Source organism: Brevundimonas sp. 357 (assembly GCF_003938605.1).
In the GTDB taxonomy this organism is placed as follows: domain Bacteria; phylum Pseudomonadota; class Alphaproteobacteria; order Caulobacterales; family Caulobacteraceae; genus Brevundimonas.
The window spans coordinates 1-23,894 of the sequence record NZ_RHWX01000021.1 but is presented as its reverse complement, the minus strand read 5'-3'; the positions used below and the strand labels follow the sequence as shown (position 1 = coordinate 23,894).

The following is a 23,894-nucleotide window of genomic DNA, read 5'->3' as shown; positions in this document are numbered from 1 at the left end:
CCACGTCATGAATGTGATGAACCAGTTTTTCTTCGGCGTTTATCCCTATATCGCTCTCGCGGTCCTTGCGATCGGGTCGGTCATTCGCTTTGACCGCGAACCCTACACCTGGCGCACCGGCTCCTCGCAGTTGCTGCGCCGCCGGCAACTGGTCGCGGGATCCATCCTGTTCCACCTCGGCGTCCTGATGATCTTCGGCGGGCACCTGGTCGGCCTCCTGACGCCGGTGGCCGTCTGGGACGCCCTCGGCGTGGCCCATTCCGCGAAGCAGTTGCTCGCCATGGTTGCGGGCGGCGTCGCTGGCGTCATGATGCTGATCGGGGGTCTGCTGCTGCTTCACCGACGGCTGTTCGACCCTCGCATCCGCCGGACCTCCAGCTTTGGAGACACGGCGATCCTGATCATCCTCCTGATCCAGCTGTGTCTGGGCCTGTCGACCATCTTCATCTCGGCCCGCCACATGGACGGCGAGGAGATGGTGAAGTTCATGAACTGGGCCCAGGGCGTCTTCACCTTCCGGGCAGGGACGGCCGACTACATCGCGGACGTTCACTGGTTGTTCAAGGCGCATATCGTCTTAGGATTGACCATCTTCCTGGTCTTCCCCTTCACCCGCCTGGTCCACATGTTGTCTGCGCCGGTGTGGTATCTCAATCGCCGGGGCTGGCAACTGGTCCGTAGTCGTCGCCAGATGCCGGTCAGCCGCATCGCTTCGGCGCCCGCTTCGATTCGCGGTCGCAAGGGAGATGGACGATGAGCCGCGAAGCCGCAATCGTCATCGGCGGCGTGGAGGTGCCCGAGGCTCTGATCGCCCAGGAAATTTCGAACCATCCGGCGCCCAGCATCGAACAGGCTCGCAAGCTGGCGGCCCACGCCCTGGCCATTCGGGCGCTGTTGCTGAACCGCGCCTCGGAGCTTGAGATAGAGGCGACGCCCCTCTTTGACGACGAAGGACGTGAAGAGACGGTCGATGAGGCCAGGATTCGCGTCCTTCTCGAGCAGGAGGTGAGGGCGGATCCGCCCTCGGAGGCCGAATGCCGAAGGGTTTATGATGCGCGGCCGGATGACTTTCGCTCCTCCGCTATGACCGAGGCCTCTCATATTCTTGTGGCGGTGACAGGCGAGGACGAGGCGCTCTGGGAAGCGGCGCGTCTGACCGCCGAGGCGCATCTGACGCTGGCGCGCGCGCGGCCCCAGGCCTTCGCTGAACTGTCCGGTCGCGTTTCGGACTGTCCGTCCAGCAAATCGGGCGGCGCTCTGGGGCAGTTGGTCGAGGGCGATCTTGCGCCCGAGGTGGAGCAGGCGCTCGACAGGCTGGAGCCGGGCGAGATCAGCGAGGCGCCGGTGAGGTCGCGGTTCGGTTGGCATGTGCTGAAGGTTGATCGCCGGGTCGAAGGCGCGCGTCTTCCTTTCGAACATGTGCGACCTTGGATCGAACGCGCCTTGCAGGAAAGAGCTTGGCGCGCCGGGGCTGCGCGCTATGTGGCGGCCTTGGGGGAAGCGGCGCGGGAAGAAGGGGTAGCGATCAGCCTGACGACGACAGGCCAGGTGAGCGAAGGGCCGCTGTCGCTTGGCGTCTTGCTTGGCGTGGACAGTGAACGTTTCCGCACTTGGCTTGCGGCGTCGGACCCGGACTTGGCCGACCTCGCCTACGCCGCCTGCGAGGCCTCGGGCGAGGATCCGGGAGCCTGGGTCCAGAGCCTGCTGCGCGATCACCTCTCGGCGGCCGACGACGAGGAGTGGACGCGGTTGCTGTCGGCGGCGAAGGACGCCGATGATCCCGCGCTCGCCTGCGCCTGCGCCGTGCTGCGGCAAAAACTGCAACCGGCGGCCCGCACCTTCACCCTGCTGAAGCGGCGACGCTAGGACGGCCTGCGTCATGACGCCGAAAGCCAGTTCGCCGGGTATGACGCAGGGCGTGCCGATCGAGCCCATGCCCATGGAACTGATCGCCTCGCCGCTCGACTGGCTGTTCGCCGAACACTATCGGCAGCGCCAGCTTTGCCGAACGATCGACGCGGCGGCCGTCATGCCCGAACGGCCGTCGAGGCTGCTGGCTGTGATCATTGACTATCTCAGACATGATCTGCCCTTGCATGTGCTGGACGAGGAGGAAGACCTCTTTCCCCTATTGCGGCGACGTTGCCCGCCCGAGGATGACATCCATGGAGTCCTCGGCATGCTTTCCAGCGATCACCATGCTGAAGCTGCGAGCGCGGCCCGACTCGCCGATCGTCTGGAGGAAGTGCTCAGGGCGTCCGAGGACCGACCGATGACGCCTGATTTGGTGCGGTCCATGGGCAACTTCACCCAGAGGGAAAGGCGACACATCGCCCTAGAGAATGCGGTCGTGCTGCCGATCGCCCGTCTGAGGCTGACGCCGCGCGACCTGTCCGGTCTGTCGCGACGTCTGGCCGCGCGGCGCGGGCGTGGCTGAAATGGAAAAAACCTCATGATCGACAACCTTCTGGACGCGAATCTACGGTGGGCGGCGACGAAGACCCGCATGGACGCCGACTACTTCCGTCGACTGGCACGCCAGCAGGAGCCTGAGTATCTCTGGGTCGGCTGTTCGGACAGCCGTGTGCCCGCGAACGAGATTGTGGGACTGGATCCCGGCGAACTGTTCGTGCATCGCAACATCGCCAATCTGGCCTCGCCGCAGGACATCAACTTCCTGTCGGTGCTGCAGTACGCCGTCGAAGTGCTGAAGGTTCGCCATATCATCGTTTGCGGCCATTACGGCTGCGGCGGAGTGCGCGCGGCCCTGACGCGGCGCCGCCAGGGCTTGATCGACCATTGGCTTCAACCTGTGCGGCGGCTGGCCCACGAACGGGCGGGCGAGTTGCGCCTGATTGAAGATCCGGAGATGAGGGCCAACCGTCTTTGCGAGTGCAATGTCGTGGCCCAGGTCGAGGCGGTCGCGGCCAATCCTTTCGTGCGCGACGCCTGGCGCAAGGGTCAGTCGCTGACGGTTCACGGCTGGGTCTATTCCATTCAGGACGGGCTTCTGCGCGATCTTGAGGTCAGCGTCTCGGCGCCGTCTCGCGCGCCCCGCCGAACGCCGTGATGACGCCGGTCGTCATCCTGGCGGGAGGGGAGGGCCGACGCATGGGCGGGCGAAAGCCGGAGCGGCTTCTGGCGGGACGTCCCTTGATCGCCCACGCGGTGGATCAGGCGCGGAAATGGGGCGATCCCGTCGCCGTCGCGTTGCGCAGCGAGGGCCAATGGCCGAACCCTGAACCGGACGTGCGCCTGATCCAAGACGACCCAGCCCTGGAGGGGCCGTTGGCCGGATTGGCGGCGGCGCTGGAGTGGGCCCTGTCGCTGGGGCGGGATCGCGTTCTGGTCGCAGCCTGCGACACGCCTTTCCTGCCGAACGACCTGGCGCGACGCCTGGAGGAAGAACTGCGGCCGGATGCGGGCGCGGCCCTGGCCGCGACTCCGGGGCGGCTGCATCCCGCCTGCGCCCTCTGGCGTGTGGAAAGCCTGGCCGCGGTCCGGTCCGAGGCTGCGGCGGGGAGGGGTTCTCTTCGCGGCGTCGCCGCGCGAGCAGCGGCCACGATTGTCGAATGGCCGGCTCAGGCGGCGGACGCATTCGCCAATATCAATACGCCGCAAGACCTGTTGCTGGCGCAGGCGCGGCTGAAGGAAATTTCTTCCTGCTGATTTGCCAGAGCGCAAAAGAGACGCACCGACCGAAGCGCATGGTTGCGGGGCAGGAGGTAGAGCGTCATGCCGACCCTTGGGAAGCCAAGCATCCACGTCCGCCGAGAGGCGATGACGGGCGAGATGCGACGTGTGCTGACCGACGCGGTGGGGCTGGCCGACCGGCTCGAACCTAGCCTGGCTTGCCACGAAGCCTGGCCACATGGCCTCGGCGACATACTGGCGGATCTTCTCGACCTGTTTGAGGATCACATGGGCCGTGAAGCGAGATGGTTCGCCGCTCAGGAAGGGAGTGTCGTGCCGGTGCTGACGGCGGATCATCAGGCGCTTGGCGAGGGCTTGCAGGCGGTTCAGAAGGCGACTCGACGTCTCACCGCGCCGCAAGGAGCCTGTGCGGAATGGGAACGGCTCTATGTCCTATGCGGCCGTCTTCACCAATCGCTTCTGACCAGGATTCAGCAAGAAGACGAAGTCCTGGAAAGCCTGCGCGCCTGAAGAAACTGCTTTCCGGGCCTGAGGCGAAAGGCGTCGTTTCAGATTCCGTGGCTCAGGACCGTCACGCGAACGAGCTCTGAAAGGCTTCTGACCTGCATCTTGGTCATGACATTGGCGCGATAGACCTCGACCGTTCGCGGACTGATGCCCAGATCATACGCAATGACCTTGTTCGCATGGCCGGCGACCAGGCCGTCCAGCACCTGTTTCTCACGCGCTGACAGGGTCTCCAGTCTTTCGAGAACGAGCCGGTCCGCCGCTGAGGCGGGCGTGGAGCCGTCGAGGGCTCGGCCCAGGGCGTCCAGCAGCAATTCGTCCGTGAAGGGCTTCTCGATAAAATCCTGCACGCCGGCGCGGATAGCCTCGATGGCGAGCGGCACGTCGGCGTGCCCGGTCATGACCACGACCGGCAGCGTCACGCCCTGAGCACGAAGCTGACGGACTAGTTCTATACCGTTCATGTCCGGCATGCGGACATCGGTCAGTACGCATCCCTCCAGCGTCGTCTTCGATGCTGCGTCCAGCAAATCTCCGCCGCCGGCGTAGAGACGGGTGGCGATGTCGTTCGTCTCCAGCATGAACGCGAGAGAGTCTCGCAGTGCGGAGTCGTCATCGACCACATGCACCATGGCGTCAGGCGTCGTCGTCATTCAACCTCTCCTGGTCGGCCGCTTTCAGGGTAAAGGCGAACCGGGTGCCGCCGCGCGGGTTGGGTTCTGCCCAGATTCGCCCGCCGTGCGCCTCGATGATGGTGCGGCAGATCGAAAGGCCGATGCCCATTCCGCTACGCTTGGTCGTCATGAAGGGCTGGAACAGCACTCCCGACATGAAGGGGTCCAGGCCTGAGCCGGTGTCCGAAACCGTCACGCGCGCCTCTCCCTGCTCCCTTTGAAGCGAGATGGTCAGATGCCGAACCGGCTGGTCCTCCATCGCCTCCATGGCGTTCCGGATCAGGTTGAGAATTACCTGCTGGATCTGGACACGGTCGGCCAGGACGAGGTCCACCCCCGGATCGAAGACGAAGTCCACGTGGACACCGTGTTCCTTGGCGCCGACGAGAGCGAGGGCTCCGGCCTCCTCGATCAGCTTGGGGAGGCTTTCGACCTGTCGCTCGACCTCGCCGCGCGCCACGAAATCACGTAGGCGGCGAATGATCTCTCCAGCGCGGAGCGCCTGATCTCGCGCCTTGCCGAGCGCATCATCCAAGCGGTCGCGCGGCAGGTCCGGCTTGTCTAGCAGGCGGATTGAGCCGTTCAGATAGTTGGTCAGGGCGCTCAAGGGCTGATTGAGTTCGTGGGCCAGGGCCGAGGCCATCTCCCCCATGGCGGTCAGCCGCCCGATATGTATCAGCTCGGTCTGAAGATCTTGAAGTCGCGCTTCTGTTGCTTGGCGCTCCGTCAAGTCGCGGATGAACCCTGTGAAGAAGCGCTGATCTCCCGAACGCATTTCGCCGACTGCGAGCTCCATCGGAAAGGTCGATCCGTCCTTGCGTTGTCCCACCACGACGCGGCCCAAGCCTATGATGCGCTTCTCGCCCGTTCGCATGTAGCGTTCGAGATAGCTGTCGTGGGCCGCCTTGTAGGGTTCGGGCATGAGTCGCTTGACGTTTTCGCCCACGACCTCCTCGAGAGACCAACCGAACATGCGTTCCGCTGTGGGGCTGAAGGATCTTATGATCCCGTTCTCGGTAATGACCACCATAGCGTCGGGGACCGTGTCGAGAATGGACTGCAGATGAGCCTCGCGCGCCCGCAGGTGGGCGTTCACCGCCGTAGCCTGCGCGCGCATGCGATGCAGTAGCTCGCCGCCGAAACTGATGAGCCCGCCCAGGACAAGAAAGACCACGGCGGCCAGGAAGTCGCCTTCGGTCTGTTCCCCTCCCTGCCAGGTGACAAGCAGACCGCCGCCCACGCCTAGAAGCGTAGCCAGCAGGCCGGGACCGACCCCGCCGACGGCCGCCGCGGCCGCCACCACAGGCACGAAGAACAGGAAGGCGATGCGATCGCCCAGTTCCGGTTCCATCGCCGTTCGGGCGGCGTAGGCCGCCGCGACGCCCGCCACGGACACGAGGAAGCCCATGACGTATCGTCGCGAAGCTCTGCCTGACGACGGAGCGGCAGAGGGTGCGAGGGGGTGCTTCATCATGTCGACCGTCGCGCCGTCGGCGCCGAGGGACGATCAGTCTGGCGGATTCCGCACCGCAAGACCATGCGATGGAACGGACAATCATCAATGCGCCGTTTGATCAGCGTCAAACAGGGAGCCTTGGGCGGCGATTATATGAAGCGGGACTTCATAACGGATCGTCTTCATGAAACGTCTCCTGCTCGCCACCACCGCTGTCGCCCTTCTATCCGGCGGCGTGGCTCACGCCAGGGTCCAGTCACAAGGCGAGGAGTTTGGCGGTTGTCCGGGTGAAAATCTGGGCGAGGCCTATAGACTGGGAGAAGTGGTCGTCACAGCTCGGGATCGGATGGGGCGTCCGGCCGGCGGCGCCGTGATCCGAGCCGACGACATCGAGCGTTTCGGCCGGACCAGCGTGGATCAGGCGCTTGACCTCCTGCCTGGGATCAGCGCCGTTTCGACGGGCGGATCACGCAATGAGCGCTACGCCTCGATCCGGGGCTTTGATCGGTTTCAGACGACCCTCTCGATCGACGGGGTCAGGGTATTCCTGCCGGCCGACAATCGTGTCGACCTGGCCCGTTTCCTGACCGCGGACCTGTCGCAGGTGCAGGTCGCCAAGGGCTATGTCTCGGTGCTGGACGGACCGGGCGCGATGGGCGGGGCGATCAATCTGGTGACGCGCCGACCGACCCAGGCCTTCGAGGGAGAGGTCGGCGTCGGCGTGGAATTCGACAATCGGCTGCAGGCCGCCCGACATGCCGTGACCGCCCGGGTCGGAGGCGCCTCGCAGCGCGGCTACGCCCAGATCAGCGGCGTCTACGCCGAGCGCGGCCACTGGTCCCTTCCGCGCGGCTTCGAGGCCACGACGCTGGAGGACGGCGGGCGGCGCGATTTTTCGGATACGGTGGACTGGCGCATCAATCTGAAGGCGGGACTGACGCCGAACCAGACCGACGAATACTCCTTGACCTATACGCGTCAGGAAGGATCGAAGAACGCGCCCTATCATGTCGGCGACGGCGCCAATACCCGCTACTGGAACTGGCCCGAATGGAACGTGGACAGCCTTGCCCTGATCACGCGGACTCAGGTGACGGAGCGGGCGACGCTGGAGGGGCGTCTCTATCGCAACACCTTCTACAACGCCCTGTTCGCCTATGACGACGCCAGCCAGACCAGTCAGACCCAGCGTCGCGCCTTCCAGTCCTATTATGAGGATGAGGCGATCGGCGGTGATCTAAGGCTCGCCCTCGCCCTGACGCCCGTCGACACCCTTCGCGTCGCGATGTTCCTGCGCGAGGACGAGCACGTCGAATGGCAGACCAGTTTCGCGCCCTCGCTTTCGGTCGAGCCGCGTCAGACGACCCTTGAGCGGACGGCTTCGATCGCGCTGGAGCACACCCGCAGCTTCGGTCCCGCCCTGGATCTGGTTCTAGGCGTCTCGCGTGACAGCCGCGATTTGCGCAAGGCGCAGGACTACAACGCGGGGGTCATGCTGGATCACCCCCTGACCGACGACGCAGCGACCAACGCCCAGGCCATGGTGATCTATCGCGCCGGGCCGGGCTTGAAGCTTCACGCCGGTGTGTCGTCACGGAGCCGGTTCCCGACCCTGTTCGAGCGATTCAGCTCGCGGTTCGGCGCATCGGTGCTCAATCCGTCCGTTCGAAGCGAACGCGCGATCAACTATGAGCTCGGCGTCCGCCGCGAAATCGAGGAACGGGTTCAGATCGAGGGCGCCGTCTTCTACAGCGACCTGAAGGACATGCTGGTCCAGGTTCCTGTGGATCTGGGGCCGCCCTTCGGCGTCACCAAGCAGACGCGTAACGCTGGGGATGGACGTCTCTACGGCGTCGAGGCTTCGGTTCGCGTCGCGGTATCGCCCAGGGTCAGCGCAGGCGGAAACTACACCTACGTCAGGCGGGAATTGGAAACGCCGAGCGAGCCTGACTTTCGTCCAACCGGAACGCCGTCCCACAAGGGGTTCGCCTGGCTGCGATGGACGCCTGCGGAGCGACTGGCCGTCACGCCGAGCCTGGAGGCCTGGAGCGGCCTTTGGACCTACGCCGTGGTTCCGCCGCAAGGCTATTACGAAACCGATTCCGTCATCCTGACCCATCTCACGGCCGAGGTCGCGCTCACGCCCGCCGTGGATCTGGTCTTCGGCGCCAGAAATCTCTTCGACGCGACCTACATGCTGACGGATGGTTATCCGGAGGCTGGCCGAAGCGTCCGTCTCGACCTGAAGGCGCGGTTCTGATGCGCGAGGTCGCGGCGGGACTGGAGGCGAGCGTCTCTCTTTTCAGAGAGGGCCGCTCTCCGGTCAGTACGGACCGGACGGCGCTGCTGCGCGCGGTCGAGGAGACCGGATCGATCAGCGGCGCCGCACGGCGTCTGGGGCTCAGCTATCGGGGCGCCTGGGATCAGGTGCAGGCGCTGAACAACCTGTTCGAAAGCCCCCTGATCGTCGCGGAGCGTGGCCGATTGGGTAAGGGCAATGCGGTCCTCACGCCGCGCGGTCGGGCCATGATTGACGTGCTGGAGCGGGTGCGGGCGGAACTGACTGCGGCCGTGGCCCGGGTCGGCGACCTCTTCGACGGCGATATCGCCGCGGACCTTTTCTGGAGTTTGGGCATGAAGACCAGCGTGCGCAACGCCCTGCGGGGGCGGGTGACGGAAATCACGCGCGGGGCGGTGAACGGCGAGGTCGTCGTCGCCCTGAGCGACGAGGCGCAAATCGTCTCCATCCTGGCTCATCGCGATATCGACGGACTGGGCCTGACGCCCGGCGCCGCCGTCGTCGTCCTGATCCAGGCCGGCGACATCGTCCTCGTTCAGGGCGACGGGCTGCGAACCTCGGCGCGCAACCGGATTCCGGGGCGCGTGAGCGGCCGCGAGGACGGCGCGGTCAACAGCGAAATCAGCCTAAACATCGGCGGCGCGAAGACCCTGGTCGCCACCGTGACTCTGGAGAGCGCGCGGGCGCTCGACCTGACCCCCGGCGCCGCCGTGACCGCCCTGGTCAAGGCGCCCCACGTAATCCTCGCGACGGAGACTTGAGATGCGCATCGCCCTTATCCTGACAGCAGTGCTGGCCCTCGCGCCCGGCCCGGCCCTGGCGCAATCGCTGGTCCTGCAGGGCGCCGGCGGCGAGACGGTCGCGCTTGAGGCGGTCGATCTTCTTGCCTTCCCCCAGGAGACGGTCGACTTAAACAGCCACGGAGCCGTCGTGACCTATGCCGGTCCCCTCCTGTTCGAGCTTTTGGGTCTGGCAGGCGCGCCGGAGAGCGCGGAGATGCACGGCGCCGCGCTGGCCCAAGCGGTCCGGATCACCGCCTCCGACGGCTATCAGGTCGTTCTGAGTCTTGGCGAGACCGATCCCGGCCTGCGCGCGGCTCGGACGATCATCGCCGCGCCGTCGGCGACGGTCGATGCGGACCGTCCGGCCGGGTTCCGGGTGATCGTCGAGGATGAGATTCGACCTGCCCGGTCGGTCTATGGCGTGACGCGGATCGAGATCCTGAATATAAGTCTGGGTTTGCCGCACTCGGGATCGCACCATTGACCTGGGCGGATAGGCCCTTTGCGATCGGCCGTCGCGGATTCGTCGGCCTGTTTCTGGCGGCCTCGCTGCTGGCGGGCTGCGGTTCGTCTACTGGCGAGGCTGAAACGGCGCCCGTGGTCTTCGCCGCGGCGAGCTTGCAGGAGGCCATCGGTGACGTGTCGGAGGCCTGGGTGCGACGTGGTCATCGCGCTCCGGTGGTCTCCTTCGCAGGGTCTTCGGCCCTGGCTCGCCAGATCGGCGCGGGGGCGCGCGCCGATCTTTTCATCTCGGCGGACGAGGCCTGGATGGACGCGCTGCAGGATCAGGGGCGCGTGGTCGTCGCCTCGCGCGCCGTCCTGACCCGGAATCGCCTGGTGCTGGTGGCGCCCGCGCCGGCGGCGCCGCTGGACCTGCGCGATCAGGGGGCCTTCGATGCGGCCCTGGGCGAGGGAAGGCTGGCCATCGCCCATCCCGAGGCGGTCCCGGCCGGACGCTACGGCAAGGCCGCCCTCACGGCCTTGGAGCTCTGGCCGCGGGTCGAGGGGCGCTTGGCTCCTGCAGAGAACGTGCGCGCCGCTCTGGCCCTGGTCGAGCGCGGCGCTGCGCCTCTGGGCGTGGTCTATGCGACCGACGCCCGTGCGTCGGAAAAAGCGACCGTGGTCACGGTCTTCCCCGCTACGACGCATCCGCCGATCGTTTATCCCATCGCCCGGTTGACGAGGTCCGACAACCGGGAGGCCGAGGCCTTCCGGCGCTTCCTGCTCTCGGACGAGGCCGCCGCCATCTTCCGGGCGCGCGGCTTCGCGGCGGGAGCGGAATCATGATCCAGGCCGCCGACTGGAGCATCGTGGCCCTGTCGCTCAAGGTCGCCGTGGTCGCTGTCCTGGGCGCCTTGCCCCCGGCGTGCGCCCTGGCCTGGCTGCTGTCGCGCGTCCGGTTTCCGGGCAAGGTGTTGCTGGACGGCCTGGTTCACCTGCCATTGGTGACGCCGCCCGTGGTGGTCGGCTGGCTCCTGCTCAGCCTGTTCGGGCCCGCCGCGCCGATCGGGCGATGGCTGGAAGAGGTCTTGGGGCTGGAGCTGATGTTCCGCTGGACCGGCGCGGCCCTGGCCGCAGGCGTCATGGCTCTTCCGCTCATGGTGCGGTCTATGCGGCTTTCGTTCGACGGCGTGGACCGGCGGCTGGAGTACGCGGCGCGAAGCCTGGGCGCCGGTCCGGTTCGCGTCTTTTGGAGCGTAAGCGCGCCGCTCGCCGCGCCTGGCGTCCTCGCCGCCCTGGTCCTGGGCTTCGCTCGCGCGCTGGGCGAGTTCGGGGCCACGATCGCCTTCGTCTCCAATATTCCCGGCGAGACCCGGACTCTTTCTTTGGCCATCTACAGCGCCCTGCAGACGCCGGGCGGAGAAGGAACGGCGACCCGCCTGGCGGTTCTGTCCATCCTCGTCTCCCTCGCTGCCCTGGTCGCGTCCGAAGCCATGATCCGAAAGGGGCGGCGACATGCGGCTTGAGGCAGACGTCAGCCTGAGAAACGGGGAGGGCGCCCTGACCGCCCGGTTCCGGATCGACGAGCCCCTGTGCGTCGTGACCGGCGCCTCCGGCGCGGGCAAGACGACGCTGCTGCACGTGATCGCCGGTCTGCGGCGGCCGGACAGGGGGATCATCCGTCTGAACGGGCAGACGCTGTTCGACTCGGCCGCAGGGGTGGACCTGGCGCCCGAACGTCGGGCGATCGCCTGCGTCTTTCAGGACGATCGGCTGCTGCCCCACATGGACGTAAGGGCCAATCTCCTGTTCGGCCGCGCGGATCACAGGCGCGAGCGCGGAATGGAGGAGTTCGATCAGGTCGTGGATGCGTTGGGGCTGCGCGGCCTGCTGCGTCGCAAGCCGGCGAGCCTGTCGGGCGGCGAGAAGCGGCGGACGGCCCTGGCGCGAGCCCTACTGCAGCGTCCGGCTCGACTTCTGTTGCTGGACGAGCCCTTGACGGGACTGGACCTAGCTCGCCGCGAGGCGGCCCTGGAATTGATCGAACGCCGACGGGACCGGACCGGAACGGGCGTCCTCTATGTGACGCATCAGGCGACCGAGGCGCGGCGGCTGGGCGGGACGCATCTTGGGGTCTGCGTGAACGATCTCGGCGTTGCGCGAGCGCAAGTCCGGCTGACCCCGGGCGTCGTAGAGGCATTCCCGTCGCCGTTTTTCGCGACGTCCTGATCCGAAGGAAGGCAGATGATCACCAGACGCATGGCCATGGGGGGGGCGGGCTTGGTCATGCTGGGCGCAGCGGCCAAGCCGGTCGTCCACGAGGTTCGTATGCTTAATCGCGGGGCGGCCGGCTCCATGGTTTTCGAGCCCGGCCTGATACGGGCCCGCGTCGGCGACGTCGTTCGTTTTCTTCCTACGGATCCTGGTCACAACGCTGAACTGATCCGCGGAATGACGCCGGACGGTGTTCCTCTAGCCCGGGGGGTGATGAACCGAACCCTTGATCTGCCGATCCGACGCCCCGGTCTCTACGGCGTGAAATGCGCGCCGCACCTGGGAATGGGAATGGTGGCCCTGATCGCCGTCGGAAATGTGAGGGCGGAGGTCGCGGCGTTCCAGACGGCCGCGGCGCGCCTGCCGACCCTGTCCCGTCGCAGGATGACGGCCATGCTGCAACAGGTGGTCTGACGGGACGCAACTCCGGTGTTTCCCCTAGGCGGGATACCCGAATACCTGCGGGTGAAGACCCCGACTAGCTTCGCGGCATCGAATGATGAGGTTGTCATGAACGCCACCTTCACCCTACCGCCAGCGGCCGCAACGGCTGGATCGGCTGTCGCGGCGTCCGACGCCTCTTGCCGCCTTTGCAAGGCTTTCGCTGAAACCCAGACGGCGGCGACGCGGGTCGGCGCAGGCGAGGAAGTCTTCCTCGAGGGCGAGGAAGCCGATTTCGTCTATCGTGTGGAGGAGGGCGTGCTGATGAGTTATCGCATGCTTGGCGACGGCCGACGTCAGGTCGTCGACTTTCACCTTCCGGGCGAGTTCCTGGGCTTGGAGGCTGGGGTGGAGTATTCCCTCACCGCCCAGGCCGTCACGCCGGCCAAGGTGGTCGCCCTGGGACGGCGTCGGCTGGCGACGCTCGCTGCCGACGATGTCCGTCTGACCCGTGACCTGTGGTTGGCGACGGTGGGCGCCTATCAGCGCAGCCAGGATCACGCCGCCATCCTGGCGCGACAGAGCGCCACGGAGCGCGTGGCCGCCTTCCTTCTCAGCTACGCCCGGCGCATCGGCGCAGTCAGGGACATGACCTTGCCCATGAGCCGTCAGGATATGGCGGATTTTCTCGGCCTCGCCATCCACACTGTCTCGCGAACGCTTACTCACCTGGAGGCGGACGGTCTGATCGCGGCGCGTTCCAGCCGTCAGGTCCGACTGATGCGCAGAGACCGGCTGATGGCGCTGTGCCCATGACGCCTCTCGAAGAAAAACGAGCGCAGGGGGATCTGGCCGGCCGTCATGTTCCGCGTACCTTTTCCGACCGGTTGGCGCGGGTTGCGGTCAGGGGGTTGCGCACCTGTGCGGGCGGCGTCTTCGCCAGACGATACGGGCATCGCGCTGTAGTGTTGGAAACCATAGCGGCCGTGCCGGCCATGGTCGCGGCGACTCTGACTCATCTCCGTGCGCTGCGGACCACGACGGATGATCGGGGTCGGGTGCGGATGCTGATGAATGAGGCGGAGAACGAACGGATGCATCTGATGACCTTTGTCGAGCTTCATCGTCCGGGTCTGATCGAACGCCTCGCGATCATGATGGCGCAAGGAGGAGCCTATCTGATCTTCTGCGTATTGTATCTCTGCTCCGCGCCCACTGCGCACCGGTTGGCCGCCTATCTCGAGGAGGAGGCGGTGGCCAGCTACACCCATTATCTGGCCGAGATCGACGAAGGACGCAGCCCGAACCCGGAAGCGCCGCAGATGGCCCGCGACTATTGGGGGTTGCCGGAAGATGCGACCCTCTGGGACGTGATCTTTATGGTGCGGGCCGACGAGATGGGGCATCGCGACGTCAACCACGCCATCGCAGACGAATTGGCTCGGGCGCGTGAGCGCAAGCCAGTCCCGATCAAGCCACACTGGACGGCTTCCTGATCGCGCGTCCGGCGCTCGTCCCCTATGTCCCGAGCCGTTTCATGATCGATCCGCTTCCTTCAGCCTGGCTTCCCTTCGCGTCCAGATCGCTGCCCCGTTACACCAGCTATCCCACGGCGATCGCTTTCCGGCCGGTGAGAACGGGCGATGTCCCTTGGTCGGAAGACGGATCAGACAACAATCTTTCGCTCTATGTCCATGTGCCCTTCTGCGAGCGGCTGTGCTGGTATTGCGGATGCAACACCACCATCGTCTCCTCCTATGAACGCATCGCCGCTTTCCATGAGGTGCTCCTGAAGGAGATCAATCTCTGGCGGACGCGGGCCGCGTCCTGGAAGGGGCAAGTCCGTCATCTTCACTTCGGAGGCGGCAGCCCGAACGCCTTGCGGCCGGAGGATTTTGGGGCGGTGGTGCGGGCGCTGCAGGATGTCTTCATCTTTGCGCCCGACGCCGAGATCGCCGTCGAACTGGACCCAGCCTTGCTCAATCCCGCCTTTGTGGACGGTTTGGGACAGGCCGGCGTTACGCGCGCCAGCCTGGGAGTCCAGACATTCGACGCCGGCGTGCAGGCTCTGATCAACAGGCCGCAGCCCTTTGCACAGGTGGCGGAGGCGGTGAGGCGGCTTCGGCAGGCCGGGATCAGGGGCGTCAACTTCGACCTGATGTACGGTCTGCCGGCCCAGACGCCCGACAATGTGGCCGCTACGGCTCGCTTGGCGGCCTCGTTGGAGCCGGATCGCCTGGCGGTCTTCGGCTACGCCCATGTGCCGTGGATGAAGAAACACCAGAAGTTGATCGAGGAGGGTGCCCTGGCGGACGTCGCGGGTCGATGGGAGCAGGCCGGCGCGGCAGACGCCGTCCTGACGGAGGAAGGGTATCGCAGGATCGGTCTCGATCACTACGCTCGTCCCTGTGATCCCTTGTCTCGAGCTTTGGACGACCGGCGTCTGCGGCGGAACTTTCAAGGCTATACCGACGACCCTGCCTCAATCCTCATCCCCTTCGGCCCCTCGGCGATCGGTCAGCAGCCTTCGGCAATGGTCCAGAACGCTGTCGATGCGCGAACATGGCGCGAGGCTGTGGGCGCCGGGCGCCTGCCGGTCGCTCGCTTTCTCGTCGTGACGGACGAGGATCGGTTGCGTAGCGAGGTGATCGAAAGGCTGATGACCTATCTGGACGTAGATCTGGAAGAGGTATGCCTACGTCACGGCGTCGAGGCGGGGCGGCTGGACGCCTGTCTCGAGACGCTCCGTCCGCTTGAAGAAGCCGGCCTGTGCGAGGTGATGGGGCGTCGCGTGCGCATTCCCGAAGCCGCTCGTCGGCTGGCGCGGGTGACGGCGGCGGCCTTCGACGCCCGCTTGCCGGAGGCTGAGGGACGCCACGCTCGGGCGATCTGAATCGGCGCCTTGAAAACCGTCAAGCCCGTGCTTGACGGTTTTGGCGTGTGCATTTGACGGCGGGGTCGGGCCGCGCCCCTTCGCGCGGATTAGGCCGGGAGCGTGCTCAAGGAGAAGCGGGTATGCCCTTTCATTCGATCAAGACCTATGGCGCCGAGCGGGGCCTGTCGTGCGTGTTTCGTCAGTGGGATGCCCGCACAGACTGTCAGCTCATGCACGGCTATTCTCTCGGATTTCGCTTCACCTTCGCGGCAGAAACCCTGGATCGCCGCGGCTGGGTGCTCGATTTCGGCGAGGGCGGCTTCGGCGCCGTCCGACGCTGGCTCCACGCGACCTTCGATCACACCCTTCTGGTCGCTGCGGACGACCCGGCGCGCGAGAAGTTTGAGGAGCTGGCGCGATGCGGATTGGCCGACATCCGCATGGTGCCGGGAACAAGCTGCGAACGGCTGGCCCAACATGTGTTCGCGATGGTTCAGCCCATGGTCCATGACGCAACACAGGGTCGATGCCGACTGCGTGCGGTCGAGTGCTTCGAGCACGGAGCCAATAGCGCCGTCTATGAGCAACCGGACGCCCAGCTTCAGCAGACCGTCGACGACGTCATGCGGGCGGTGCTCGAGAGGCTTGAATAGGAGGCTCTCTCTTGATGCCGGTCAATCGTGTCGTCCGGCGGCCTTTTGCCGGTCGGCAAGGCGAGCGCCGAGCCGGACGCTAGGGTGACGGTCATGCCGACGCTCCGTTCTTATCCCGATCCCGTCCTGAAGCCTGCTGTGGGGGGCCTTGAGGAGGCGCTTGCGTCACCAGATTCGTCTTCGACGCATCGGCGAAGTCGGCGGCGCGAACGCCTCCGCGACGTAGCCATTGAAAAGACGCTGATCGCGTTTCGCGGCGTGCCGGAGCGACTGTTGGCCAAGGGAGTTCGAGATTTACGCCGTCGCCGCCCGGAAGTGTTTGAACGTCTGGGCCCTGTCGCGGATACCTCCATTCACATCGTCCCATCCAACCTGCCGATCAGGTTTCGATTGCGGCTGACCGACACTTGCCGTCCGGTCGCGGTGGTCGGCCGCGATGTCGAGGGGCCGTGTGCAGCCAGCATCGCCGGACCCTTGCCGCTCCTGTTGGAGGTGCTCGACGGTCGGTCTGACGCCGACGCCGCCTTCTTTTCTCGCCGTCTGGTCGTGACCGGAGACACCCAGACTGTCGTCGGTCTGCACAATACGCTCGAAGCCGCCGAACTCGCTCCTGCGGATCTCGTCGGCGCGCCCCCCGCCTTGCGCGGCGCGGCTAACGCCTTGGCGCGGCGCGGACTGGACTGGCTCAACAGGCGAGGCGCGGGCGCATGAGAGGGTCGATCGAACTGGTTTGTCCAGCCGGGTCGCCGGCCATGCTTCGGGCCGCCGTCGAGGCTGGCGCGGACAGTGTCTACTGCGGCCTCAGGGATGAAACGAACGCCCGGAACTTCCCTGGGCTGAACTTTTCTCCGGACGAACTGGCCCAGGCGTGCGTGTGGGCGCACGTGCGAGGTCGGCGGGTGCTGGTCGCGGTCAACACCTTCGCCCGGCCGGGCGAAACTGCGCGGTGGCAGGCCTCGATCGACGCCGCCGCCGTTTCCGGGGCGGATGCGGTGATTGTGGCCGATCTCGGCCTGCTGGCCTATGCCCGGGAGCGATGGCCCGAACTGAGGCTGCACCTTTCCGTCCAGGCGGCGGCCGGCTCGCCGGACGCCATACGCTTTTACGCCAGCGCCTATAATGTCCGGCGCGTCGTCCTGCCGCGCGTGCTCAGCGTGCAAGAGATCGCGTCGCTCATGCGGGAGGTGGAGGTCGAGACTGAAGCCTTTGTTTTCGGCGGACTCTGCGTCATGGCCGAAGGGCGATGCGCCCTATCTTCCTACGCTGCGAAGCGATCTCCCAATCTCTGCGGCGTATGCTCGCCCCCTGAAGCCGTGACCTATACGGAGGAGGATGAAGCGCTTGTCTCGCGCCTCGCCGGGTTTGCGCTTGATCGCTATCCGCTGGGCGAGAAAGCAGGCTATCCGACCCTCTGCAAAGGGCGCTTCGAAACACGGGGCCGGCTGTCTTATCTTTTTGAGGATCCTGTCAGTCTGAACGCCATGGGCCTTCTGTCCGGATTGCGGGCTGCGGGCGTCACGGCGGTGAAGGTCGAGGGACGCCAGCGCGGCAAGGCCTATGTGGCGCGCGTCGCCGGCGCCTTTCGTCAGGCCATAGACGCCCTAGACGCTGGCCGTGATCCGCAGCCGTTCGAAGGCCTGCTCAGCGACCTTGCCGAGGGGGGACGCGAGACGGCCGGCGCCTACAGAAAGACCTGGCGATGAAAGAGACGTCCATGGAGATCGCCCTCGGCCCCGTGTTCTACCACTGGTCATCGGAACGGCTCGCCGCCTTCTATGAGTCGATCGCCGCAGAGCCGGCGATCGACCGCGTCTATCTGGGAGAGGTGGTGTGCGGAAAGCGTTCGCCGCTGACAGAACATGCGCTGGCGGCGGCGGCCGAGCGGCTCATTGAGGCTGGAAAGACCGTGGTCTGGTCAGGTCTGGCGCTTCCTGCGACCGTCCGGGACCGCAAGGCGATAGCGGCCTTGAGCCAGGTTCCGGATCTGATCGAGGTCAACGACGTATCGGCCTTGCTGGTGCGCGAGGGGCCGTTTGTCGCCGGGCCGCTGCTGAACGTTTATAATGAAGGGGCGGTCGAGGAGTTGGCTCGTCTGGGCTGTGTCCGGCTCTGTCCGAACGTCGAGTTGTCTCTCGAGGCGATAGGCGAGATCGCGGCGCGCCGGCCGGGCATGGAGATCGAGTTATTCGCCTTCGGCCGTCTGCCGCTCGCCCTGTCGGGCCGCTGCTATCACGCGCGCAGCCATAGTCTTCACAAGGACGCCTGTCAGTTCGTCTGCGATCAAGACCCCGACGGCATGACGTTGCGGACCCTTGAGGGCGAGCCGTTTCTTGCGGTGAACGGCGTCCAGACCCAGTCCTATGGAATCCAGATGCCGGATTTCTCCGTGACCGAATTGCGGGCAGCCGGGGTGAACGCCCTTCGCCTATCGCCTCACACCGGGGATATGGCAGCCGTCGCGCGGGCCTTTCGCGCCTACGCCGACAATAGTCTGACCGCTCGCGAACTGGCGGAGAACGTGCGAGCGGTCGTTTCATCGACGCCGTTCGTCGGCGGCTATCTGCACGGACAGGCCGGAGTCGCGCCCGCGCGTTTCGCGTGATGGAGATGGAGCGCGCCTTGCTGCGAAACCGGATCGATGTGATCGATGAGCGGATCATCTGGCTCCTGGCCGCCCGGCAGCGGCTGACCGATGCTATGGCGGCCTTCAAGACGGCCGATGCGGTTCGAGATGATCAGCGTATCGCCGCTGTCCTGTCTCACATGCGGAGCCAGGCAGACGTCCTCGGTCTGTGCCCTGAAGCGGTCGAAAGAATCTGGGGCCTGCTTATGGAGGTCAGCGCGGGTCGGCAGGAGCGCCGCCTACAGGCAGGAGAGGGTTAGGCGCCTTGTTGATGACCAGCGACGGAAAACCTCAAGCCGCGACCTGAATGCTGTCCTTCACCAGTACCGCGAACTCTTCAAAGAGCGCGGTCCGGGTTTGGGCGTCGCTCCAGTAGGGATTGGTGAAAACGCATCGGATCACGGTCATCGTCGGGGCGTCCACCACGCCTCGCCAGCGTTTAACGTGGCTGTCGATGACCGCGGCGCTGGCTGGGCCGAGCTCAGTCTTTGACACCGAGAAGCCGGGAGCCTGGCTGATGACCTCAAACAGGGCGTGGGTCCGGCGATTGGCCGATGAGAGCCGTTCGCCGGCTGCGGCGATGGAGCAACAGGCGATGTTGGTGTCGGCCGGCTCGAGAAAACGCGCTTCCGGGACCAGGTCCACCATCTTCGCCTGGAACTGACGTCGGGCGCGGATCGTCTCGGCGAGCACCTCGCCGAGACCTGTCGGATCGAAACCGAGTGTGCGTCCGGTCAGCCACACGGCAGCGGCGCCGGCGCCCGAACGCGATCCCTCGAGGGTTGAGGCCCATTTAGCGTCGCCCAGTTCCGGCCGCGCCAGATAGGGGGCGTCGAAGGTCGATACGGCGTAGCTTTCCTTGTCGCGGGCGAGAAAGGCGCCGCAGGCGTAGGGCGTGTAGCCGAGTTTATGGGGGTCGATGGTGACGGAATCGGCCGCGCCCAGGGCGCCCAGAGCCGCGGCGGCTCTGGTGTCGAACACCTTCTTCGCTATGCGGAAGAAACCGCCGTAGGCGGCGTCCACATGACTCCAGACATGAAATCCGCCTTCTTGGCGGAGACCGTCCAGACGCTGTCGCCAGACGTGCAGGGAGTCGATCTGTCCGGTTTCCGTAGCGCCGGCGACGCCCACTGTCAGCAGGATCGGGCGGCCTTCGTCGCGAGCGCGCGCGACCAGGCCGTCGAAAGCTTTCATGTCCATTCGGCCATCGGCGTCGAGGGCGACGCTCCACAGGGCGTTCTCGCCCAGACCGAATACGCTGGCGGCCTTGCGCCAGGAATAGTGCGCCGTGGCCGGAGCCAGCAGCACCGGACCACGCCAACTGCCGCCCGAGGCGCGATCCAGTCGGCGCCAGATATCGACCGGGTCGCCCGCCGCGGCGCTGCAAAGGCGTAGCGCCTCTTCGGTCGGCTCGTGCGTTTCTCGCAGGCTTCGGTAGCGGTTCCATCCCATATGGGCGTCGGCGAAGACGTCAAGCGGACGCCCTGTCTGCTCGGCGAGCCACAGGGCCAGGCTGAGCCAGTGATCCATCCGGCAGCGCGCGCGCCAGACGGCTTCCATGTTGGCGACGGTGCCGCCGGAGGTGAAATGCCCCTGGGCCGTCTGAGGGTCATAGCCCAGCATGGTCGCCAGCATCTCGATGGCTTCCGTTTCCAGCACGCTTCCGACGCGACTGGCGTCCCGCGAGGTGTTGTTCGGATTGTGCAGCATGGCGGCGATCCAGCCGAGCAGGGCGGGCGTCGATATGTCCGACTTCATGTGCGCGATGTAGCGCGGGGTGCAGGTCGGGGTTTCGGCGCTCAAGGCCTGACAAAGCCGGCGGAGTTGGTCCGTCAGGATCTCATGGTCCTCATCCTGCGAGCAGGCGTTGGCGGAAGCGTCCTGTGGGAAAAGGGCCCGTCGCCACTCGAACCAGTGATCGAGCACGCCGGCCAGGGCTGTCTGAATCCGGACGGCGTTCTCGCCGCGGGCGCCCGGAAAATGGCTGGCGACAAGACTGTTGGCGAGGGAAACGGGCGCCATGATTGATGCTCGCGAATTCTGGAGGATGCGACGCCGCTTGTCGGAGACGGGCGGCGCCTGGATGTGGGCGTGGGGCGCGCGGCCTAGCCGCATTTCGAGTAACCGCAGTCCTCGCAGCTGTCGCAGCCCTCTTTGCGTATGAGGGAGCCGCCGCCGCAGCGCGGGCAGGAGGGGCCATGGCGAGGGCCTTCCTGGTGCGCGGAGACGGCCGAGATGTGGTCATTCCCGGGCGTTTCGGAGCGCGCTAGGTGCCGCTCGATCACCCCGCCGATCGCGGCCAGGAGGGAAGGGACGTAACGTCCGTGCAGCCAACCCCCGCCGCGAGGATCGAAGACAGCCTTGAGTTCTTCGGCGACGAAGCCGACGTCCCCGCCGCGTCGGAACACGGCCGAGATCATGCGGGTGAGGCCGAGGGTCCAAGCGTAGTGCTCCATGTTCTTGGAGTTGATGAAGATCTCGAACGGCAAGGGGCCGTCCGGACCTTCGATGTCGTTGATGGTGACGTAGACGGCGTGGGGGCTGTCTGGCCATTTGACCTTGTAGGTCTTTCCATCAAGCGACTCGGATCGGGGAAGCAGGACCAGCTCCGGGGTTGTGCGCGGCCTGTCGTCGGGAGCTGAGGGAGGGTCTACCGTCAGGACCGAGCCGGTCACCGCATTGGGGCGGTAGGTCGTCAGACCCTTGCACCCCATGCGCCACCCCTGGACATAGACCTCCGAGAAGTCTTCGAAAGAGATGTCTTCGGGGCAGTTGACGGTCTTCGAGATCGAGCTGTCGATGAAGGCCTGAGCCGCCGACTGCATCCGAAGATGGTGAAGCGGCGTAAGGGTCTGAGCGGTGACGAATACGTCCTGCGGGGGCGGAGTCTCTCCGTGCAGACGCTTCCAGACCGTTAGGGCGTAGTCCTCGACCGCCTCTTCGCGCCGTGTCCCGTCGGGTTGCAGCACCTTTCGCGTATAGGAGAAGGCGAAGACGGGCTCGACGCCGGACGAGACGTTGCCGGCCAGCAGCGAGGTCGTGCCCGTGGGGGCCACAGAGGTCAGGCAGCCGTTGCGCAGGCCGTGGCGGGCGATCAGGTCTCGCGTCTCCTCGTCCAAAGCCTTGAGGTTCGGCGTGTCCAGAATGGCGGCATCATAAAGCGGAAAGGCGCCTTTCTCGGCGGCCAGTTCGGCCGAGGCGCGATAGGCTTCGCGCTTGATCACGCCGAGCCACTGCTGGGTCAGGGCCTCGGCATTCGCTTCGCCGTAGCGGGCGCCGCAGAAGACCAGGGCGTCGGCCAGTCCCGTGACCCCGAGGCCGATCCGACGCTTGGCTCGCGCTTCCGCCGCCTGGGCTTCCAGAGGGTAGCGGGAGACGTCGATGACATTGTCGAGAAAACGGACGGCCGTCCGGGTCAGTTGGCCCAGCCGTTCTTCATCCAGCACGGCGCCCTTGTCGAACGGCGTGGAGACAAGTCGCGCCAGGTTGATCGATCCCAGAAGACAGGCGCCGTATGGCGGCAGCATCTGCTCGCCGCAGGGATTGCTGGCGGAAATGGTTTCGCACCAGGCCAGATTGTTTCGGTCGTTGACCTGGTCGATGAAGATGACGCCGGGCTCGGCGACGTCATACGTGGCTTGCATCAGCCGCCGCCAAAGTTCGCGCGCCTGAACCGTGCGATAGGTCTCGCCCGCGAACGTCAGGGGCCATTCCCCATCGCTTTCGAGCACTTGCATGAAGCTGTCCGGCACCAGGACGGAAACATTGAAATTTCTCAGCCGTCCAGGATCGCGCTTAGCGTCGATGAAGGCCTCGATGTCCGGGTGGTCGATCCTGAGGCAGCCCATCATAGCCCCGCGCCTCTGGCCGGCCGACAGGATGGTGCGGCACATGGCGTCCCAGACATCCATGAAACTCAACGGACCGGAGGCGTCTGCGCCCACGCCTTTAACGGCTGCGCCCGACGGCCGAATGGTCGAGAAGTCCATGCCCACGCCGCCGCCCTGCTGCATGGTCACCGCAGCCTCGCGGACAGCGGCGAATATGCCGGGAAGATCGTCGGGCACCTCGCCCATGACGAAGCAGTTGAACAGCGTCACCGATCGCGCTGTCCCGGCCCCCGCCAGGATGCGTCCGGCGGGCAGGAACTGGAAATCCGACAGGGCGTCCGCGAACCTGTCACGCCAGATGCGGCGCGCTTTCGGAGCTTCAGCGTTCGCGACGGCTGCGGCGACCCGCGACCAGGTCTGCTCGACGGTTTCGTCTCCGCCGCCGTCTGATGCATTGAAGCGATATTTGCTGCGCCAGATTTCAGCGGCGAGAGGGTTGTCGAACGCCATGCGATCCTCCTTCGAGAGGCGGTCAGGCTGACTGATTCAGACGCGCGGGAGTTTGCGTTCAGACAAAGACACGGATGCGGCCGAACTTGATATTTGGCAGGTTCGCATCGCCCCGCCCTTGGGGCGCGGGAATATGAGCTGATTGGGCCGGCCCCCCCCTGTGGGTCGGATCGCCTCCAGCACCGCTAGGTGCGCCGGCTGACAGGGGCTGGCGAAAGGCCCGCTCCTTCTGCGGCTCTTGTCGAGCTCCCAGACATCGTCCCGGATCTCGCCCCAAGTCGCCTTGAGCGTCATGGATTCCCGCGACGCCGTGAGGATAGTGAACTCCAGCGCTCGCGCCGACATTCCCTGGCTGTCGGCCAGACGCTTCATGAAGGCCGGTATCTGGAGATAGGGCATGGCCGGCATATGGCCGCGCTGAAGCCGGGGGCGCGGCGGCGAGATGGTTCAGGTTGCCCTGCTTCGAGCGCGGATCGCGCGGGCTGTGGGATGTTTGCCCTAGGCGGAAATGTCGATTGTGGGGTTGGTGCTAAGGTAGGTGGAGCGGGCTCCCGCACCCAAGCTTACAAAGCCCCGACGGCATACGCCACGGGGCTTTCTGCTGTCTGGGACACCGCGGGCCGGCTCCAATGCTCCGTCTCAAATGAAGCGCATGCGGCGTCCCTGGAGTCGTAATGCCGAAATCGGATGCCGAAGCAGTCGTCCTCGAGCAGCATACGGATCAGCAGTTCCGGATCAATCGAAGGTCGGTCGATGGCGCTGTAGAACGGCGCCAAATGCCCCCGCAGTCCGTCGAACTCCACGAACCAGTCACAATCGCACGCAGCCGGTGCCCCAGTCCCGCCGCTAGCGGTTGGAAGGGCTCTGGGAGGTTGACTGTCCCAGCGTTGAAAGCTCCATGACCTTGCGGAGGTTATTCACGGAGCTGGTCCGAT

General features: G+C 65.8%; 25 protein-coding genes. 21 read left to right on the top strand and 4 right to left on the bottom strand.

Going from position 1 to position 23,894, the window contains the following annotated elements; genetic code table 11:
• The first annotated feature begins 16 nt into the window (after nt 1–16).
• The 6 genes from narI to EGK63_RS15340 all read left to right on the top strand — a co-directional run bounded on the left by narI (nt 17) and on the right by EGK63_RS15340 (nt 4,164).
• The gene (gene narI / locus EGK63_RS15365) at nt 17–757 is read left to right on the top strand and encodes a respiratory nitrate reductase subunit gamma (RefSeq protein WP_232464000.1); all 741 of its coding nucleotides are present in this window, start codon (nt 17–19) and stop codon (nt 755–757) included.
• Complete coding sequence (locus EGK63_RS15360) at nt 754–1,866, top strand: peptidylprolyl isomerase (protein ID WP_125902199.1); 1,113 nt, start codon at nt 754–756, stop codon at nt 1,864–1,866. Before narI ends, EGK63_RS15360 begins: the two co-directional genes overlap by 4 nt.
• Before the next feature lie 13 nt (nt 1,867–1,879).
• On the top strand, nt 1,880–2,437 hold the full coding sequence (locus EGK63_RS15355; RefSeq protein WP_232463999.1) for a hemerythrin domain-containing protein: 558 nt from the start codon (nt 1,880–1,882) through the stop codon (nt 2,435–2,437).
• Nucleotides 2,438–2,452: 15 nt separating this feature from the next.
• Nucleotides 2,453–3,070 carry a carbonic anhydrase gene (locus EGK63_RS15350; RefSeq protein ID WP_088409827.1) on the top strand — a complete coding sequence of 206 codons (618 nt, stop codon included), beginning with the start codon at nt 2,453–2,455 and terminating at the stop codon, nt 3,068–3,070.
• A complete protein-coding gene (locus EGK63_RS15345; protein ID WP_125902198.1) occupies nt 3,070–3,669 on the top strand; it encodes a molybdenum cofactor guanylyltransferase in 600 nt (199 codons plus the stop codon). The genes EGK63_RS15350 and EGK63_RS15345 overlap by 1 nt, the downstream gene beginning before the upstream one ends.
• Nucleotides 3,670–3,780: 111 nt before the next feature.
• Nucleotides 3,781–4,164 carry a hemerythrin domain-containing protein gene (locus tag EGK63_RS15340; RefSeq protein WP_157677947.1) on the top strand — a complete coding sequence of 128 codons (384 nt, stop codon included), beginning with the start codon at nt 3,781–3,783 and terminating at the stop codon, nt 4,162–4,164.
• A gap of 38 nt (nt 4,165–4,202) precedes the next feature.
• Here EGK63_RS15340 and fixJ read toward each other — a convergent pair whose 3' ends face one another.
• Nucleotides 4,203–4,814, bottom strand: a complete 612-nt coding sequence (gene fixJ, locus EGK63_RS15335) for a response regulator FixJ (protein WP_088409824.1) — start codon at nt 4,812–4,814, stop codon at nt 4,203–4,205.
• Nucleotides 4,798–6,243 (bottom strand): PAS domain-containing sensor histidine kinase, encoded by a 1,446-nt coding sequence (locus tag EGK63_RS15330; protein WP_198398672.1) that lies wholly within the window; start codon nt 6,241–6,243, stop codon nt 4,798–4,800. Before EGK63_RS15330 ends, fixJ begins: the two co-directional genes overlap by 17 nt.
• A 232-nt stretch (nt 6,244–6,475) precedes the next feature.
• On the opposite strand from EGK63_RS15330, the gene EGK63_RS15325 reads away from it, so the two are divergent.
• The 15 genes from EGK63_RS15325 (at nt 6,476) to EGK63_RS15255 (ending at nt 18,879) form a co-directional block, all read left to right on the top strand.
• Nucleotides 6,476–8,551, top strand: coding sequence for a TonB-dependent siderophore receptor (locus EGK63_RS15325; RefSeq protein ID WP_125902197.1), 2,076 nt, complete (start codon nt 6,476–6,478; stop codon nt 8,549–8,551).
• A complete protein-coding gene (locus EGK63_RS15320; protein ID WP_125902196.1) occupies nt 8,551–9,351 on the top strand; it encodes a TOBE domain-containing protein in 801 nt (266 codons plus the stop codon). Before EGK63_RS15325 ends, EGK63_RS15320 begins: the two co-directional genes overlap by 1 nt.
• Before the next feature lies 1 nt (nt 9,352).
• On the top strand, nt 9,353–9,856 hold the full coding sequence (locus EGK63_RS15315; RefSeq protein WP_125902195.1) for a hypothetical protein: 504 nt from the start codon (nt 9,353–9,355) through the stop codon (nt 9,854–9,856).
• A complete protein-coding gene (modA, locus tag EGK63_RS15310; RefSeq protein WP_207896401.1) occupies nt 9,853–10,659 on the top strand; it encodes a molybdate ABC transporter substrate-binding protein in 807 nt (268 codons plus the stop codon). The genes EGK63_RS15315 and modA overlap by 4 nt, the downstream gene beginning before the upstream one ends.
• A complete protein-coding gene (gene modB / locus EGK63_RS15305; RefSeq protein ID WP_243637725.1) occupies nt 10,656–11,339 on the top strand; it encodes a molybdate ABC transporter permease subunit in 684 nt (227 codons plus the stop codon). Before modA ends, modB begins: the two co-directional genes overlap by 4 nt.
• Nucleotides 11,329–12,042: an ATP-binding cassette domain-containing protein gene (locus EGK63_RS15300; RefSeq protein WP_125902193.1), complete on the top strand. Its 714-nt coding sequence runs from the start codon at nt 11,329–11,331 to the stop codon at nt 12,040–12,042. Before modB ends, EGK63_RS15300 begins: the two co-directional genes overlap by 11 nt.
• Nucleotides 12,043–12,057: 15 nt before the next feature.
• Nucleotides 12,058–12,501 carry a pseudoazurin gene (locus tag EGK63_RS15295; protein WP_125902192.1) on the top strand — a complete coding sequence of 148 codons (444 nt, stop codon included), beginning with the start codon at nt 12,058–12,060 and terminating at the stop codon, nt 12,499–12,501.
• Nucleotides 12,502–12,597: 96 nt separating this feature from the next.
• Nucleotides 12,598–13,284: a helix-turn-helix domain-containing protein gene (locus tag EGK63_RS15290; protein ID WP_125902191.1), complete on the top strand. Its 687-nt coding sequence runs from the start codon at nt 12,598–12,600 to the stop codon at nt 13,282–13,284.
• Complete coding sequence (locus EGK63_RS15285; protein ID WP_125902190.1) at nt 13,281–13,964, top strand: alternative oxidase; 684 nt, start codon at nt 13,281–13,283, stop codon at nt 13,962–13,964. Before EGK63_RS15290 ends, EGK63_RS15285 begins: the two co-directional genes overlap by 4 nt.
• A gap of 41 nt (nt 13,965–14,005) precedes the next feature.
• The gene (gene hemN, locus EGK63_RS15280) at nt 14,006–15,361 is read left to right on the top strand and encodes an oxygen-independent coproporphyrinogen III oxidase (RefSeq protein WP_125902189.1); all 1,356 of its coding nucleotides are present in this window, start codon (nt 14,006–14,008) and stop codon (nt 15,359–15,361) included.
• Between the two features lie 122 nt (nt 15,362–15,483).
• A complete protein-coding gene (locus EGK63_RS15275) occupies nt 15,484–15,996 on the top strand; it encodes a 6-carboxytetrahydropterin synthase (protein WP_125902188.1) in 513 nt (170 codons plus the stop codon).
• Between the two features lie 93 nt (nt 15,997–16,089).
• Nucleotides 16,090–16,707 (top strand): SCP2 domain-containing protein, encoded by a 618-nt coding sequence (locus EGK63_RS15270; protein ID WP_125902187.1) that lies wholly within the window; start codon nt 16,090–16,092, stop codon nt 16,705–16,707.
• Nucleotides 16,708–16,748: 41 nt separating this feature from the next.
• Entirely contained in the window at nt 16,749–17,699 is a 951-nt protein-coding gene (locus tag EGK63_RS15265) for a peptidase U32 family protein (RefSeq protein WP_243637724.1), read from the top strand.
• Nucleotides 17,700–17,710: 11 nt separating this feature from the next.
• Complete coding sequence (locus EGK63_RS15260) at nt 17,711–18,598, top strand: U32 family peptidase (protein WP_243637723.1); 888 nt, start codon at nt 17,711–17,713, stop codon at nt 18,596–18,598.
• The gene (locus tag EGK63_RS15255; protein ID WP_125902184.1) at nt 18,598–18,879 is read left to right on the top strand and encodes a chorismate mutase; all 282 of its coding nucleotides are present in this window, start codon (nt 18,598–18,600) and stop codon (nt 18,877–18,879) included. Before EGK63_RS15260 ends, EGK63_RS15255 begins: the two co-directional genes overlap by 1 nt.
• Before the next feature lie 31 nt (nt 18,880–18,910).
• On the opposite strand, the gene EGK63_RS15250 is transcribed toward EGK63_RS15255, so the two are convergent.
• Both EGK63_RS15250 and EGK63_RS15245 read right to left on the bottom strand, forming a co-directional pair.
• On the bottom strand, nt 18,911–20,641 hold the full coding sequence (locus EGK63_RS15250) for a pyridoxal-dependent decarboxylase (RefSeq protein ID WP_165906632.1): 1,731 nt from the start codon (nt 20,639–20,641) through the stop codon (nt 18,911–18,913).
• Nucleotides 20,642–20,724: 83 nt separating this feature from the next.
• Nucleotides 20,725–22,959 carry an adenosylcobalamin-dependent ribonucleoside-diphosphate reductase gene (locus EGK63_RS15245; RefSeq protein ID WP_125902182.1) on the bottom strand — a complete coding sequence of 745 codons (2,235 nt, stop codon included), beginning with the start codon at nt 22,957–22,959 and terminating at the stop codon, nt 20,725–20,727.
• Nucleotides 22,960–23,894: the final 935 nt, after the last annotated feature.